Annotated in this window: 11 protein-coding genes; 3 read left to right on the top strand and 8 right to left on the bottom strand. The window is 68.6% G+C overall.

Annotated elements, in window-relative coordinates:
- Positions 1-14 precede the first annotated feature (14 nt).
- From tgt to LPH33_RS01415, 3 genes are all read right to left on the bottom strand, one after another.
- The gene (tgt, locus tag LPH33_RS01425) at positions 15-1,274 is read right to left on the bottom strand and encodes a tRNA guanosine(34) transglycosylase Tgt (protein ID WP_229566826.1); all 1,260 of its coding nucleotides are present in this window, start codon (positions 1,272-1,274) and stop codon (positions 15-17) included.
- Positions 1,271-2,509, bottom strand: coding sequence for an MFS transporter (locus LPH33_RS01420; protein ID WP_420714469.1), 1,239 nt, complete (start codon positions 2,507-2,509; stop codon positions 1,271-1,273). The genes tgt and LPH33_RS01420 overlap by 4 nt, the downstream gene beginning before the upstream one ends.
- A gap of 161 nt (positions 2,510-2,670) precedes the next feature.
- The gene (locus tag LPH33_RS01415) at positions 2,671-5,412 is read right to left on the bottom strand and encodes a calcium-translocating P-type ATPase, PMCA-type (protein WP_229566825.1); all 2,742 of its coding nucleotides are present in this window, start codon (positions 5,410-5,412) and stop codon (positions 2,671-2,673) included.
- A gap of 148 nt (positions 5,413-5,560) precedes the next feature.
- On the opposite strand from LPH33_RS01415, the gene LPH33_RS01410 reads away from it, so the two are divergent.
- Together LPH33_RS01410 and LPH33_RS01405 are read left to right on the top strand one after the other, a co-directional pair.
- Entirely contained in the window at positions 5,561-5,980 is a 420-nt protein-coding gene (locus LPH33_RS01410; protein ID WP_026060903.1) for a pyridoxamine 5'-phosphate oxidase family protein, read from the top strand.
- Positions 5,981-6,016: 36 nt separating this feature from the next.
- Entirely contained in the window at positions 6,017-6,883 is an 867-nt protein-coding gene (locus tag LPH33_RS01405; RefSeq protein WP_229568230.1) for a cation diffusion facilitator family transporter, read from the top strand.
- A gap of 5 nt (positions 6,884-6,888) precedes the next feature.
- Here the strand turns inward: LPH33_RS01405 and LPH33_RS01400 are convergent, their stop codons facing one another.
- A complete protein-coding gene (locus LPH33_RS01400; protein ID WP_229566824.1) occupies positions 6,889-7,491 on the bottom strand; it encodes a LysE/ArgO family amino acid transporter in 603 nt (200 codons plus the stop codon).
- A 72-nt stretch (positions 7,492-7,563) separates the two neighbouring features.
- Here LPH33_RS01400 and LPH33_RS01395 point away from each other — a divergent pair, with 72 nt between their 5' ends.
- Positions 7,564-8,445: a LysR family transcriptional regulator ArgP gene (locus LPH33_RS01395; protein ID WP_229566823.1), complete on the top strand. Its 882-nt coding sequence runs from the start codon at positions 7,564-7,566 to the stop codon at positions 8,443-8,445.
- 43 nt (positions 8,446-8,488) lie between these two features.
- On the opposite strand, the gene LPH33_RS01390 is transcribed toward LPH33_RS01395, so the two are convergent.
- The 4 genes from LPH33_RS01390 to LPH33_RS01375 all read right to left on the bottom strand — a co-directional run bounded on the left by LPH33_RS01390 (position 8,489) and on the right by LPH33_RS01375 (position 15,686).
- Complete coding sequence (locus tag LPH33_RS01390; RefSeq protein ID WP_229566822.1) at positions 8,489-9,526, bottom strand: MarR family transcriptional regulator; 1,038 nt, start codon at positions 9,524-9,526, stop codon at positions 8,489-8,491.
- Positions 9,527-9,642: 116 nt separating this feature from the next.
- The gene (locus LPH33_RS01385; protein WP_016690972.1) at positions 9,643-11,532 is read right to left on the bottom strand and encodes an ABC transporter ATP-binding protein; all 1,890 of its coding nucleotides are present in this window, start codon (positions 11,530-11,532) and stop codon (positions 9,643-9,645) included.
- The gene (locus LPH33_RS01380) at positions 11,529-13,256 is read right to left on the bottom strand and encodes an ABC transporter ATP-binding protein (RefSeq protein ID WP_160876134.1); all 1,728 of its coding nucleotides are present in this window, start codon (positions 13,254-13,256) and stop codon (positions 11,529-11,531) included. The genes LPH33_RS01385 and LPH33_RS01380 overlap by 4 nt, the downstream gene beginning before the upstream one ends.
- 93 nt (positions 13,257-13,349) lie before the next feature.
- Positions 13,350-15,686, bottom strand: coding sequence for an MMPL family transporter (locus LPH33_RS01375; protein ID WP_229566821.1), 2,337 nt, complete (start codon positions 15,684-15,686; stop codon positions 13,350-13,352).
- Positions 15,687-15,766: the final 80 nt, after the last annotated feature.

Below are 15,766 nucleotides of genomic sequence, written 5' to 3'. Positions count from 1 at the left end.
TCGAGCCGGACGACTCAGGCCTGGCGCCGGCTCGCGTAGAACCGGCCGAGCGTCTCGGCCTTGAACTCGGCGAGGGTGCCGTTCTCCATGTTCGTCCGGATGTCGTCGACGAGGCGCACCGTGAACCGTTCGTTGTGGATCGTGCACAACGTCGAGGCAAGCATCTCCTTCGCCTTGAACAGGTGGTGGATGTACGCCCGCGTGTAGTTCCGGCAGGTGTAGCAGTCGCAGTTCTCGTCGATCGGCGTGAAGTCGCGCCGGTGACGGCTGGTGTTGATGTTGAACCGGCCGTCCGGATGGTAGATCGCGGCGTTGCGCGCGACCCGCGACGGATTGACGCAGTCGAAGGTGTCGACGCCGTGCTCGACCGCGACGAAGATGTCGTCGGGTTCACTGATGCCCAGCAGGTGCCGCGGCTTGTGCTCGGGCAGCTCCTCGGTGCACCACTGCACGATCGTGCCGAGATTGTGCTTCTCGAGCGCCCCACCGATGCCGTAGCCGTCGAACCCGCGGCCGGTCTCGCCGACGATGGACTCGAGGCCCCGGCACGCCTGTCGTCGCAGGTCCTCGTATTGCGCGCCCTGCACGACGCCGAACAACGCCTGGTAGGGACGGTGGGCACGTTCGGCGGTGAGCTTCTCGTGCTCGGCGATGCACCGCACCGCCCACGCCTGGGTCCGCTCGAGGGAGCGTTCCTGATAGCCGCGGGTGTTCATGAGGGTCGTGAGCTCGTCGAAGGCGAACATGATGTCGGCGCCGAGCTCGTGCTGGATGCGCATCGACACCTCGGGGGTGAACCGGTGCCGCGACCCGTCGAGGTGCGATTTGAAGGTCACCCCGTCGTCGTCGACGTGGGCGAGCCGTTCCTTGCCCTTGGCGATGACGTCGTCGTTCTGGACGCCGACGGACTCCATCGCGATGACCTTCTTGAACCCGGCCCCGAGCGACATGACCTGGAATCCGCCGCTGTCGGTGAAGGTCGGGCCGGGCCAGTTCATGAACTTCCCGAGCCCGCCGGCCTCGTCGACGATGTCGGAGCCGGGCTGCAGGTAGAGGTGGTAGGCGTTGGCGAGCAGCGCCTGCGAGCCGAGCTCGGCCATCGTCTCGGGCAGCACCGCCTTGACGGTCGCCTTCGTACCCACCGGGACGAAGGCCGGGGTGCGGATGTCTCCGTGCGGGGTGTGGATCGTGCCCGTGCGGCCGAGTCCGTTGTCGAGACGCGCTCCGACCGTGAAGAAGGGATCGGGCGGGGTCGGAATGCTGGAATCGGTCACTTCCGTATCCAATCACGTCGGGAAGGTGCGGCCTTCTCACGGCGGCGAACGGAGATCGCGAACACGGCGACACCGGCGAGCGCCAGCAGCACACCGACCGCGGCGGGAGCGGTGTAGCCGAATCCGGCCGCGATCACGACCCCGCCGATCCACGCACCGAACGCGTTCGCCAGGTTGAACGCGGCGTGGTGCAGCGACGCCGCGAGCGTCTGGGCGTCCTCCGCGACATCCATCAACCGCACCTGGAGAGCCGGGCCCACCGCGGCGCATCCGACACCCAGACCGAAGACCATCACGAAGGCGGTCCACGGGTTGTGGGCCGCGGCGACGAACAGCGCGAGCAGCACCGCGAGCGAAGTGATCGACGCGTAGACGCCGGGGATCACACCGCGATCGGCGACGCGACCACCGATGGCATTGCCGACGACCATGCCCACGCCGAAGAGCATCAGCGCGACCGGCACGAGCGATCTCGACACTCCGGCGACGTCGGTCAGCGTGGTGCTGATGTAGGTGTACACCGCGAACACACCACCGAAGCCGATGACGGCCACGGCGAGCGTGAGCCAGACGGTGCTGCTCTTCAACGCCCCGAGTTCGACCCGCACGCTGGTCGTCGGTATCGACAGTGTCGGCACCCAGGCGGCGAGAGCGACGACGGTGGCCACTCCGATCACCGCGACCAGCACGAACGCCGCGCGCCAGCCCAACGCCATGCCGAGCCACGAGGCGGCGGGCACCCCGACGACGTTCGCCACCGACAGCCCCATCATCACCAGCGACACCGTACGCGCGCGGCGACCGGGTCCGGCGAGATGCGCCGCGACCAGCGCGGCGACCCCGAAGTACGCGCCGTGCGGCAGGCCGGCGACGAACCGGGAGACGACGAGCAGACCGTAGTTCGGGGCCAGCACCGTGGCGGCGTTGCCGAGGGTGAACGCGACCATCAGCGCGACCAGCAGTGTCTTGCGCGGCACGCGGGCGGCGATCGTCGCGATGAGCGGGGCACCGACGACGACACCGGCCGCGTAGGCGGAGACGACGTGGCCCGCGGTGGGTTCGGAGACCCCGATGCTCGTCGCGATCTCGGGGAGCAACCCCATGGCGACGAACTCGGTGGTTCCGATCCCGAACCCGCCGAGGGCGAGCGCCCACATCACGAGCGTGCGCGCGGGATGTCCGGAGTCGGTGTGGGCAGGATCGTCGAGTGGGCGGCCGGAAGCCGTGGTGGTCATCGGTGAGGAAACCTTCGATCTGTCGATGGTCCCGGAGCCGGAGGTCGTGCGGGCCGGGACGCGGGCGCGCTCGGGGAGCGACGCGGGGCAGCCTCCATTCTGGGGCAGTCCGGCCCCGCACTTCTCCCCGCGGCGACGTGAGTTCCGCCATCTCCCGATCGTCAGGTGAGGAAGGTCGTATCCGCCCGCTCGGCCCTGCGCGCCTCGATCCTCCTGGCGACGAACTTGCCGAGCTCGTCCACCCACAGCACCGACGAGCCGACGGCGACCGCGAGCAGCCACTGTTCGGAAGTGAGCGAGGTGGTGTCCATGAATCCCTGCAGGGCGCCGAGTTGCACGACGCAGATCTGCAGGACGACGACGGCGATGATCGCGATCCAGATGGTGTGGTTGGTGAACGTCTGTGCCGAGAACACCGATCCGAGATCCGAACGCACGTTGAACAGGTTGAACACCTGGTAGAAGACGAACGTCGTGAACGCGAGGGTCGTGGCGAACAGCGGGTCGGATGCGCTGTCGGGGAACAGTTCCGGGCCGAAGTGCAGCACCGCGATCGTGCCCACCGTCATCACGATGCCGAGGCCGAGGATGCGCTGCACCCGGGAGCGTTCGAGCAGGGCCTCGTTCGCGGGCCGCGGTCGTCGCCTCATCGCGTCGGGGGCGGTCGGGTCGACACCGAGGGCGAGCGCCGGCGGTCCGTCCATGATGATGTTCACCCACAGGATCTGCAGTGCGCTGAAGGGCGCGCCACCCGCGAGTCCGAGCACACCGGCCGTCAGGAAGATGAGGACGAAGCCCCACGCCGTGGTGAGCTGGAACTTCACGAATTTGACGATGTTGTCATAGATTCCGCGTCCCTCGGCCACGGCGGCGACGATGGTCGCGAAGTTGTCGTCGGTGAGGATCATGTCCGCGGCGCCCTTGGAGACGTCGGTTCCCGTGATCCCCATGGCCACACCGATGTCGGATTGTTCGAGCGCGGGAGCGTCGTTGACGCCGTCGCCCGTCATCGCGACGATCTGCCCGTCGGCCTGCAGCGCTTCGACGAACCTGATCTTGTGTTCGGGCGCCACGCGGGCGAGGACGCCGAATTTCTTTGCCCTCCGGCGCAGTTCGTCGTCGGTGAGTTTGTCGAGATCCGAACCGGAGGCAGCCGACCCGCGGATTCCGAGTTCCTCGGCGATCGCGGAAGCCGTCACCAGATGGTCGCCGGTGATCATGTGCACCGAGATGCCCGCCTCGTGGGCGACGGCGATCGCATCCTCGGCTTCGGTCCGCGGCGGGTCGACGATGCCGACGATCGCGTGGATCGTCAGGTCGGCCACCTTCTCCTGCAGCGCATCGGTGTCGCCGCGGGGAACGGCATCGAGGTCGCGACCGGCGATCATGAGGGTTCGCAGACCTTCCGACGCGAGCGCCTCCACGGCCCGGTGGATCCTCGCGCGACCGTCGTCGTCGAGCGGAATCGGGCCGTCGGGACCGGCGATCGAGGTGGCACGATCGAGGAGCACACCCGGCGCGCCCTTCACGAAACAGCGGTATCCGCCGTTCAGCAGGGTGTGGAAGGTGGCCATGTACTTGTAGTCCGAGTCGAACGGCACCTCCGAGATGCGGTTCAGCGCGGCCCGCGCACCCTCGACGTCGATGCCGCCCTTCTCGGCGAGCACCACGAGGGCACCCTCGGTGGGATCGCCGACCAGCACTCCGTTGCGCACGGTCGCGTCGTTGCACAGTCCCATCCCGAGCAGTGCGTCCGTGAAGTCCGGTGCGGGCAGACCGTCACCGACGAGGATCTTGCCGTCGGTTCCGTACCCGGTGCCGGTGACGCGGAAGGCACGACCCGCGACGAGCAGTCGCTGCACCGTCATCTCGTTGAGGGTGAGGGTGCCGGTCTTGTCGGTGCAGATGTGGGTGGTGCTGCCGAGCGTCTCGACCGCGGCGAGGCGTTTGACGATCGCACCGCGGGCCGCGAGACGTGAGGCTCCCATCGCGAGGGTGAAGGCGACGACGGCCGTGAGCCCTTCGGGGATCGTCGCGACCGCCAGCGACACCGCGGTGACGAGGAGATCCGACCAGGTCTGTCCCCGCAGCAGACCGAGGACGAACACCAGCGCCACTGTCACGATCGCGACGATCGTCAGGGTCTGGGCGAGCTGGCCGATGCGCCGTTGCAGCGGCGTCTGTTCGCCACCGGCCGATCCGAGAAGGGTTGCGATGGCACCCATTTCGGTACGCATGCCCGTGCCGGTGACGATCATCGCGGCACGTCCGCGTGTGACCTCGGTGTTCATGAACAGCATGTCGGTGCGGTCGCCGAGCGGCGCGTCGGGATCGTCGACGACGTCGGCCTGTTTGTCGACGGGCTGGGATTCACCGGTGAGGGCGGCCTCCGCGACCTGCAGCCGGACGGCGGTGACGAGTCGGCCGTCGGCCGGGACGGTGTCGCCGGCCTCGAGGAGCACCACGTCTCCGGGGACGAGTTCGGCGCGGGGCACCTCCGTCCCCCTGCCGTCGCGCAGCACCCGGCTGGTCGACACCGACATCTTCTTCAACGCGGCGAGGCTGCTCTCGGCCCGGGATTCCTGCACGTAGTTCAGCACGGTGTTGAGCGCGATCACCGCGAAGATGACGACGGGGGTCTCCCACTCGCGGGAGACGGTGGCGCTGACCACCGCCGCCACGACCAGAACGAGGGTCATCCTGTCGGCCAGCAGCGAGAGCACGCGCCGCCAGGTCGGTACCTTCTTCGCCTCGTCGAGCAGGTTCGGGCCGTACTCGCCACGCCGTCGTTCGACCTCGTCCGCACTCAACCCTCGTTGCGGATCGACCTCGAACGCCTCGGCGACGTCGGTCGCGGCGCGGGTGTGCCAACTCGAGGTGGTCGCGGGAGCTTGTGCGGACATCGGCACTCCTCGTTCGGGCTGCTCTCGGCGGATCGGGCGAACACGGTCCTGACGGCCGGTTTCACCGTAACCGGCGGAGCGTTCCACTGCGCCGGAAGCCGGTTCGTGATGTGCTGGATACGGCAGCGGAACCGGAGGAGTGAACGCGATGAGCGACAACCCGAACACCGACGATCCTGTCGTCCCACTCGACGAGGACCAGTGCTGGGACCTGCTCGCGACGGGCAAGGTGGGCCGCCTCGTCACCGTCGTCGGCGGGCGACCGGAGATCTATCCCGTCAACTACGTCACCGACGATCGCACGGTGTACTTCCGCAGCGGTGAGGGCAGCAAGCTCTCCGAACTGGCGGTGCACCCGCAGGTGGCCTTCGAGGTGGACGAGATCCGCGAGGACTCCGCGTGGAGCGTCGTGCTGCACGGGCACGCCCGGATCCTGCGGAGCTTCGACGACGCGGCGCGGATCGACGCCCTCGGACTGTCGCCGTGGGTTCCCACCCCGAAATACGACTACGTCGCGCTGACGGCCACCGACCTCACCGGGATGCAGCTCACGCTCGTCAAGCGGTGAACGGTGGCGCCCTCTGCGCAGCAGCACCGCCTGTTGATGCGGTTCATGCTGCTGTCGGTGGCGACCGCGCTCGCGACGATGCTGCTGAAGGCATCGGCGGCGTGGATCACCGGATCGGTGGGTCTGTTGTCGGACGCGCTCGAATCCGGGGTCAACCTCGTCGCGGCGCTCGTCGGTCTCGCGGCGCTACGTCTCGCCGCGAAGCCGGCCGATGCGAACCACGATTTCGGGCACGGGAAGGCCGAGTACCTCTCCGCCGCGGTCGAGGGCACCATGGTCTTCGCCGCCGCGACGGTGATCCTGTGGACCTCGGTCGAGCGCCTGATCTCCCCGCAGCCGGTGACCGAGGTCGGACTCGGTCTCGTCCTGTCGGCCGGATCCTCGGCGCTCAATCTCGTGGTCGGTCTCCTGCTCATCCGGCAGGGCCGCGCACACCGGTCGATCACGCTGGTCGCCGACGGGAAACACCTGCTGACGGACGTGTGGACGTCGGCGGGCGTGCTCGTCGGCGTGGCGCTGGTCGCGCTGTCCGGCTGGGACGTGCTCGACCCGATCGTGGCGATCCTCGTCGCCCTGAACATCCTGCGGATCGGTTTCGGGCTCGTGCGGCAGGCGGTCGTCGGCATGCTCGACGCGGTTCTTCCCCCGGAGGACGTGACGGCGGTGAACGCCGTCCTCGACCGCTACCGGGAACCGGGGGTGGTGACGATCCTGCCGCCGCGCACCCGCGAATCGGGACGTCAGCGCTTCGTCTACCTCGTCGTACGGGTGCCGGGCGACTGGACGGTGCGGGCCGGCCACGACCTGCTCGACCGCATCGAGGCCGATCTCGGCGAGGCGCTGCCCGGCGTCGTGGTGTTCAGCCATCTCGAGCCGGACCGCACCCCCACCGGACGCAGGTGAGGTGATCAGGCCGAGGCGACGAGTCCGGCACCGAGGCCGAGCATCAGCACCGCGACGCCACCGTCGAGGATGCGCCACGAGGACGGCTTGGCGAACCAGGCGCGCAGATAGCGGGCGCCGTACCCGAGGGCGGCGAACCACACGACGCTCGCGGTGATCGCCCCGGCACCGAACCACCACCGGCCGGGGTTGCCGTAGTGGTTGGCCACCGAACCGAGCATGAGCACGGTGTCGAGATAGGTGTGCGGGTTGAGCCAGGTCAGCGCCAGGCAGGTCAGTAGGGCCGCGCCGACGGTGACGGCACCGCCCGGGGCGGCGGACAGCGCGGACGGCTTGAGCGCGCGACGCGCCGCGAAGAGTCCGTAGCAGATGAGGAAAGCGGCACCCGCCCAACGGATCACGTCGATCGCTCCGGGTGCGCGGTCGAGGATCGTCGCGATCCCGGCGATGCCGGCGGTGATGAGCACGGCGTCGGAGATCACGCAGATCGCGATCACAGGCAGCACGAATCGTCGCGCGATGGCCATGCGCAGGACGAAGGCGTTCTGCGCACCGATGGCGACGATGAGGGACAGACCTGTGACGAATCCGGCGACGACGAGTGACATGGCATCGACGCTAGGAATCCTGTCGAGATAAGAACAGTTGATTTTGCTGTACCTGCATTAGAGTTTCTTGATGTGGATCTCGACTTTGCTCAACTTCGCACTTTTGCAACGGTATTGGACGAGGGCACTTTCGAGGGTGCAGCGGCTGTTCTTCGTGTCACACCGTCCGCGGTGAGCCAGCGCATCAAGTCGCTCGAGCAACACGTCGGTCAGGTGCTGTTGCGTCGGACCCGGCCCGTGAGCGCGACGGCGGCCGGCGAAGTGGTGATGCGACTCGCCCGGCAGGTCGCGCGCCTGGAGCAGGACGCCTCCGAGGAACTCGGCCTCGGCGCCGACACGGGGAGTTACGCCACGATCCCGCTCGTCGTCAACGCCGACTCGATGTCCACCTGGTTGCTGCGTGCCCTGGCCCGGATGCCCGTGCGCTATCGCGCACTGTTCGAACTGCACCGCGAGGACGAGTTCCACTCCACGGATCTGTTGCGCGACGGCACCGCCATGGCGGCGGTCACCTCCGTCCCCGAACCCGTGCAGGGCTGCACGTCCGAGAAACTCGGCGCCATGCGCTATCACGCCATGGCGAGCGTGGACTTCGCCGAACGCTGGTTCCCCGAGGGCATGACCCCCACCGAACTGCGGGAGGCCCCGATGCTCACCTTCGACCGCAAGGACGACATGCAGGATCGCTTCGTCCGCAAGCGGACCCGGCGGCGGCTGGATCCGCCGCGCAACTACGTTCCGGGCGCCCTCGAATTCGTCGAGGCCGCGCGGCTGGGATTGGGCTGGGCCATGCTCCCCGACGCGATGGTCACCGACACCACCGATCTCGTGAGCCTGGCCCCGGACGACCCGATCGCCGTGCCGCTGTACTGGCAGCGGTGGCGGCTGGACTCCCCCGTGCTCGACGCGCTGACCGATGCGGTCCGTCGCACCGCGCGCGAGGTGTTGCACTGAAATCCGGGACGATTCGATCACACCGGTGCCCGGACGCCCGTTCTCACCGCGCCTGCATCGCGCCGATCGGATCGACGTACATCACCCGCGACGCCGCACCGAGCGCCGCCGCCGACCGCAGATCGTCGTCGGGTTCCGAGAAACGCAGCGGCACATCGTTGTACGACGACCGCTGCCGGTAACCGTCGGACACGTCCTCACGCTCCCGTCCGTGCCGGGCGAACGCCTCACCACCGACGGTCACCACGTCGGGATTGACGACGTCCCGCACCGACGCGACCGCACGGCCGAGGAGCACCGCCCGGTTCGGCGACGGGTCGGTGCCATCGGCGCTCCCCGGTTCGAGTACAGCACAGAACGATTCGATGTCGTCTGCCGAGGACCGTGCGAGGCCGTCCACGAGCCACGCCATCGAGATCGATTCCTCCGCACACAGATACAGCCAGCTCTCGGGTCGTCGCCGGAAGGCACTCTCGAACCGGCGGTATTCGACCTCCGCGACCGCCTCCACGTACGGAACGACCGTGTACGGCGTGGGCACGATCGCCCGGAACAACACGTCCACGGGCGCTTCGCACCAGCCCAGCCGCGGGTGGTCGAGCGCCCCTCGGCGCTCGTCGTACAGACCACCCACCGCGAGGCCGGCCCACAGCGGCTGCCTGCCGTGCAGCTGTGACTCGTGCACCCGCAGCGCCGCACCGATCGCGGCGAAGACATCGAACGCCGACGCCGGTGTCGCGAAGGTCGTCCGGTGCAGCTCCCGTCCGAGCAGGTCGCCGGAGACCAGCCGGGTCTCCCGCTCCCCCAGATGGATACCGGTGAGGAAGCCCCGTTCGGTGTCCACCTCCACCGGCACGTGCGGCCGTCCCACCCGCCCCCGCGGAGCGAGATCGGGACGGTCGCGCAGCAACCCGTGATCGAGCAACGACGTCACCGCCCGGTTGACCGTCGACGCCGACAGGCCCGTGAAGTCGGCGAGCATCGTGCGCGTCGCCGGTCCCCCACGTCGTAGGTGCTGCATGATCCACCCCGCCGGTGTGGTCTCGTCGACCCGGAAGACCCCCGGTCGCGCAGAACGCACGAGATCGAGAGTCGACCGTACCGCCGTTGTCCGCACCCCCGTCATGGCCAGAAGTGTCCCGCTCCGCCCGCGAGGACGGAATGGTTTGTATCAGGCCGCGCCGAAGTCTCCCGCGTTCACTCCACGAGTGCCTTGAACTGCGCGTCGTACAGCCTCGCGTACGCACCGGCCGCCTCGAGCAGCCCCTCGTGCGTGCCCTGTTCGACGATCCGTCCGTCCTCCATCACCACGATGCGGTCGGCGTTGCGGATGGTCGACAGGCGGTGGGCGATGACGAAGCTGGTGCGGTCGTCGCGCAACCGCGCGGTGGCCTGCTGGACGAGCAGTTCGGTGCGGGTGTCGACCGAGCTCGTCGCCTCGTCGAGGATGAGGATCGACGGCTTGGACACGAACGCCCGCGCGATCGTGATGAGCTGACGCTCGCCGGCGCTGAGGTTGCCGTCGTTCTCCTCGTCGATGATCGTGTCGTAGCCGTCGGGCAGGGCCCGCACGAAACGGTCGACGTAACTCATCCTGGCCGCGGACATGATCTGGTTCTCGGTCGCGTACGGGTTGCCGTAGGCGATGTTCTCGCGAATGGTGCCGCCGAACAGCCAGGTGTCCTGCAGGACGATGCCGATGCGCGAGCGCAGTTCGTCGCGGGACATCGAACGGATGTCCACGCCGTCGACGAGGATCCGGCCCGCGTCGACCTCGTAGAAGCGCAGGATCAGGTTGATGAGGGTGGTCTTGCCGGCGCCCGTGGGTCCGACGATCGCGATCATCTGGCCCGGTTCGGCCCGCAACGACAGGTTCTCGATGAGCGGCCGGTCGGGGGTGTACGAGAAGGCGACGTTCTCGAACTCGACGAGTCCGTGCCGGCTCCACGGCATCGTCGGCGCCGCGACCTCCGGTTCCTCCTCCGGTTCGTCGAGCACCGCGAACACCCGCTCGGCCGACGCCGACGCCGACTGCAGGAGGTTGACCATCGCGCCGATCTGCGCGAGCGGCTGCACGAGCTGACGCGAGTACTGGATCATCGCCTGGATCTCGCCGAGCGTCGCGGTGCCCGACGCGATCCGCAGACCACCGAGCACCGCGATGACGACGTAGCCGACGTTGCCGAGGAAGGTCACGAACGGCATCACCAGGCCGGACACGAACTGCGCGCGATAGGAGGCCTGGTACAGCGACTCGTTGGTGTCGGTGAAGCGTCGCTGCACCTCCGCGGTGCGGCCGTAGGCGGTGATGAGCTCGTGCCCGGTGAAGGCCTCCTCGATCTGCCCGTTGAGCTTGCCGGTCGTCTCCCACTGCGCGAGGAAGTGCTTGCGCGAGCGACGCGCGATCACTGCCGTCGCCACGACCGACGCCGGGACGGTCAGAATCGCGACGAGCGCGAGCATCGGCGAGATGAACAGCATCATCACCACGAGACCGAGCAGCGTCAGCACCGCGAGGACGAGCTGGGAGATGGACTCCTGCATGCCCGCGGCGACGTTGTCGATGTCGTTGGTGACGCGGCTGAGCAGGTCGCCGCGCGAATGCGTGTCGAAGTACCGCAGCGGCAACCGGTGGATCTTGCGTTCGATCCGCGACCGCATGTCGCGCACGACGCGCTGCACGATCTCGTTGAGGCCGTAGGCGGCGACCCAGATCAGACCGGACGAGAGCAGGTACAGCGCCAGGACGATGACGAGGATCCGGCCGAGGGCCGAGAAGTCGATGCCGAGTCCGGGCACCACGTCCATCCCCGAGACCATGTCGGCGAACTGGTCGCGGCCCTCGGCGCGCAGACCGGCGACGGCTTCGTCCTTGGTCTGTCCGGCGGGGAGCTGCATGCCCACCACCCCGTCGAAGATGACGTCGGTGCCGCGGCCGAGCACGAAGGGCGCCACCGACATGCTCACGACACCGAGGAAGGCGGACAGCAGCACCGAGTAGACGGCGTAGCGGTGCGGGTGGAGCAGGCCGAGCACCCGGCGGATGGTGCGCAGACGCGACGGTGCCGCCGCTTCCGGAGTCGTCATACCGTGGCCATCCTCTGCGACTCGACGATCTCCGAGTACGTCCGGCACCGGCCGAGCAGACCGAGATGCGTCCCGGAATCGACCATGACGCCGTTGTCGAGGACGACGATGCGGTCGGCGTCCTGCACGGTGGAGACCCGCTGCGCGACGATGAGCACGCACGCGTCGCGCGTCTCGGGTTCGAGCGCCGCGCGCAGGCGGGAGTCGGTCGCCGGGTCGAGTGCGGAGAAGGCGTCGTCGAACAGGTAGATGGCGGGCCGGCGGACGAGGGCGCGGGCGATCGCGAGTCGCTGCCGCTGTCCGCCGGAGACCGTGGTGCCGCCCTGGGAGAGAACCGTGTTCAGTCCGTCCTCGGTCTTGTGGACGAAGTCGGCTGCCTGCGCGACCTCGAGGGCGTGCCACAGTTCGTCGTCGGTGGCGTCGGCGCGTCCGTACCGGAGGTTGTCGGCGATGGTGCCGGAGAACAGGTAGGCCTTCTGCGGCACGACGGCGATGCGCGAGCGCAACACGTCGGTGTCGAGTGCCCGGACGTCGACACCCGCGACGAGCACCTGCCCGGCGGTGACGTCGATCAGCCGCGGCACGAGCCGCATCAGGGTGCTCTTGCCCGAGCCGGTGCCGCCGATGATCGCGGTGGTGGAACCGGGGTCGGCGCGGAACGACACCCCGCTGAGCACGGGAGCGTCGGCACCGGGATACGAGAAACCGGCATTGCGGAGTTCGAGGGTGACGCGGGTCGGGAGTTCGCGGACCGGTTCGGCGGGGGAGGACACCGTCGGTTCGGTGTCGAGCACGTCGAGGATGCGCTCGGCGCAGACCGCGGCGCGCGGAGCCATGATCGCGACGAACGACGTCATGAGCACGGCCATGAGGATCTGGGCGATGTAGGTGATCATGGCGGTAATGGAGCCGACCTGCATCGCACCGGAGTCGATGCGGTGGGCGCCCACCCACAGGACGCCGACGGTGCTCACGTTCGAGATCAGCAGCACCGCCGGGTACAGCACGGAGTTCACGCGGCCGACGCGCAGGGCGGTGGCGGTGAGGTCGTCGTTGGCGCCGTCGAAGCGGGCCTTCTCGGTCTCGTCGCGCACGAATGCCCTGATCACGCGGATGCCGGTGATCTGCTCGCGCAGCACCCGGTTCACCGAGTCGATGCGCTTCTGCATGACCCGGAAGCCGGGCAGCATGAGCGCGATGAGCGTGACCATGGTGAAGATCAGCACCGGGACGGCGACGACCAGCACGAGCGAGGTGCCGGGGTCCTGGCGGATCGCCATGATGACGCCACCGATCCCCATGATCGGGGAGGTCACGACGATGGTGCAGGTCATCAGCACCAGCATCTGGACCTGTTGCACGTCGTTGGTGTTGCGGGTGATCAGCGACGGGGCACCGAACGTCCCGAACTCGCGTGCCGAGAACCGCCCCACATTCCGGACGAGCGCGAGCCGCACGTCGCGGCCGAAGCCCATCGCGGCACGCGCCGCGAAGTAGACGGCACCGGTCGCGGCACCGACCTCGACGGCGCTGATGACGAGCATCAGCAGACCGGTCCGGACGATGTAGTCGATGTCCCCGGTCGCCACGCCGTTGTCGATGATGTCGGCGTTGAGACTCGGGAGCAGCAACATGCCCCCGGTCGCGACCAGCTGCAGGAGTACGACCCCCGCGAGGGCACCCCGATAGGGCGCCATGAAGCGGCGCAACAGCCGTAGCAACATGGGCATTACGCTACCTGCGACTCCCTGCAGCAATCTTCACGAACCACCCGGACGGCCACGTACCGTGTCGGGTACGTGGCCGGGCGGGGTTCGTCACACTCGTGCGGATTCCGGTGCGGGCTCGGTGGCGCCGAGCTCGCGGGTGAGCTTCTCGCCCTCGACGTCGACGTTCGGAAGGATCCGGTCGAGCCACTTCGGCAGCCACCACGCCTTGTCGCCGAGCAGCGCCATCACCGACGGGATGATGACCATGCGGACGATGAAGGCGTCGAAGAAGACCGCCGCCGCGAGTGCGAAACCGATCGACTTGATCAGCGAGTCCGGTTCGGCGATGAACGCCGCGAACACCGAGATCATGATGATCGCCGCTGCGCTCACCACGCGGGCGCCGTGCGCGAAGCCGCTGCGGACGGCCTCGAGTGCGCTCGCGCCGTGGACGTAGTCCTCACGCATACGCGTCACCAGGAACACCTGGTAGTCCATCGCGAGACCGAAGACGACGCCGATGAGGATGATCGGCATGAAGCTCACGATGGGCTGCGGGTTGGCGATCAGGCCGCCCCAGCCCTCCTGGAAGACCGCGACGGTGGCACCGAAGGTCGCCAGGACGCTGAGCAGGAAGCCGAGGGTCGCGGTGAGCGGGACCAGGATCGAGCGGAACACCAGCATCAGCAGGATGAAGGCGAGGCCGACGACGACCGCGAGGTACGGAGCCAGTGCGCTCTGGAGGCTGTCGGAGATGTCGCCCTCGAGCGCGGTCTGGCCGGTCACGCCGTAGGACAGGCCGAACTCCTCGTTCAGCTCGGTCTCGCCGTCGCGGATGCTCTGGACGAGGTCCATCGTCGCGGGATCGGTCGGGCCGCTGCGCGGGGTGACGAGGATCTGGGCGGTGTCGCCCGCCTCGTTCACTGCGACGATCTGGGCGTTGACGACCTCGTCGTTCTCGTACAGCTTGCCGACGACGGCACCGAACGCGACCGGGGCCTCCACGTCGGCGTCCTGGGTGTCGACGACGACGACCAGCGGGCCGTTGCGTCCGGGACCGAATCCCTCGTCGACCAGGTCGTAGGCCTTGCGGGCGCTGGTCGCCGGGTCGGAGGTGGCCTCCGACGGCAGGGCGAGGTTCAGTCCGGTGGCGGGCAGCGCGAGCGCACCGAGGAGGACCACACCGGCGATGAGCGGGATGGCCGGGCGGCGCGTGATGAGGCCGACGAACTTGGCGCCTGCCTTGGGGGTGTCGTCGTCGGAACCGCGCTTGTTCAGGAACGGGATGCGTCCGGCGAAGGCCTTCTCACCGAACAGTCCGAGCACGGCGGGCAGCAGCGACACGGCGATGAGCACGGCCATGAGCACCGTGAACGCGGCGGCGTAACCCATGACCGACAGGAACGGGATGCCGACGACGCTCAGCGCCATGAGGGCGATGATGACCGTCAGGCCGGCGAAGACGACTGCGGAACCGGCGGTGCCCACGGCACGGCCGGCAGCCTCGGTGCGATCCGAGGTGATGGTGAGTTCGTGCCGGAAGCGCGAGACGATGAACAGCGAGTAGTCGATCGCCACGGCCAGGCCGATCATGACCGCCAGCGTCGGGGTCATCGAGCTGAGGTCGGCGAAGCCGGAGGCGATGGTGATGCCGAGGCTGCCGATGCCGACGCCGACGAGTGCGGTGATCAGCGGAAGTCCGGCGGCGACGAGCGAGCCGAAGGTCAGGGTGAGCACGATCGCGGCGATGCCGATGCCGATGAGTTCGGCGGTGCCACCGGGCATGCCCATCTCGGCGGCGGCCGTACCGCTGACCTCGACGGTCAGGCCGGCGTCACGGCCGATCTCGGCGGCGTCGAAGATCTGGTCGCGTAGGGCCTGGTCGACGTCGGTGATCTCGCCCTCGAACGGGACGGTGACGAAGCCGACGGTGCGGTCGGCGCTCAGCGGCGACAGGGCCTGGGCGTCGGACAGCGCAGCCTCTTCGGGAGTGCCCTGCTGCGCGGCGACGGCCTTCATCTGTTCGACGAGACCGGCGTCGGCGAGGACCGGGTTCACCAGCGCGCCGGCCTGTTCCTCCGGCGAGGCGGTGGCGGGATCGACCTTGGCGGGCGGCGAGACACGGTCGATGCCGCGGACCGCGGCGAGGACCTCGTCGACGGCGGCCAGGTTCTCCGGGTCGTCGAGCGTCTGCCCGTCGGGCGCGGCGAAGACGTAGCGCGCGCTGAGCCCGTTCATGGGGTCCTCTGTCGACGGGAACCGCTCCGCCATGAGGTCCTGGGTCTTCTGCGCGGGGGTGCCCGGAAGCGTGAACGCATCCGTGGTGGGCCCCGACAGGGTTGCTGCACCGACCCCGAAGAGGACGAGCAGCGCGATCCAGAAGGACAGCACTGCGCCCTTCCGTCTGTGGGCGAACTTGCCCAGCCGGTACAGGTAGGTCGCCACGGGGCACCCTTTCTATGTCGGAAGATCCTGCGGGGTCGGATGGTGGGGCGGTGACAGCGGTGACAGCGGTGACAGCGGTC

The organism is Rhodococcus sp. RDE2, assembly GCF_020885655.1.
Taxonomy (GTDB): domain Bacteria; phylum Actinomycetota; class Actinomycetes; order Mycobacteriales; family Mycobacteriaceae; genus Rhodococcus; species Rhodococcus pyridinivorans.
This window is presented reverse-complemented; position numbering and strand designations above follow the sequence as displayed.

What these genes read in the sequence shown, in the direction of transcription:
- LPH33_RS01420 (WP_420714469.1), bottom strand. Translation starts at nt 2,509, where the DNA reads ATGACCACCACGGCTTCCGGCCGCCCACTCGACGATCCTGCCCACACC.
- LPH33_RS01415 (WP_229566825.1), bottom strand. Translation starts at nt 5,412, where the DNA reads ATGTCCGCACAAGCTCCCGCGACCACCTCGAGTTGGCACACCCGCGCC.
- LPH33_RS01410 (WP_026060903.1), top strand. Translation starts at nt 5,561, where the DNA reads ATGAGCGACAACCCGAACACCGACGATCCTGTCGTCCCACTCGACGAG.
- LPH33_RS01405 (WP_229568230.1), top strand. Translation starts at nt 6,017, where the DNA reads ATGCGGTTCATGCTGCTGTCGGTGGCGACCGCGCTCGCGACGATGCTG.
- LPH33_RS01400 (WP_229566824.1), bottom strand. Translation starts at nt 7,491, where the DNA reads ATGTCACTCGTCGTCGCCGGATTCGTCACAGGTCTGTCCCTCATCGTC.
- LPH33_RS01385 (WP_016690972.1), bottom strand. Translation starts at nt 11,532, where the DNA reads ATGACGACTCCGGAAGCGGCGGCACCGTCGCGTCTGCGCACCATCCGC.
- LPH33_RS01380 (WP_160876134.1), bottom strand. Translation starts at nt 13,256, where the DNA reads ATGTTGCTACGGCTGTTGCGCCGCTTCATGGCGCCCTATCGGGGTGCC.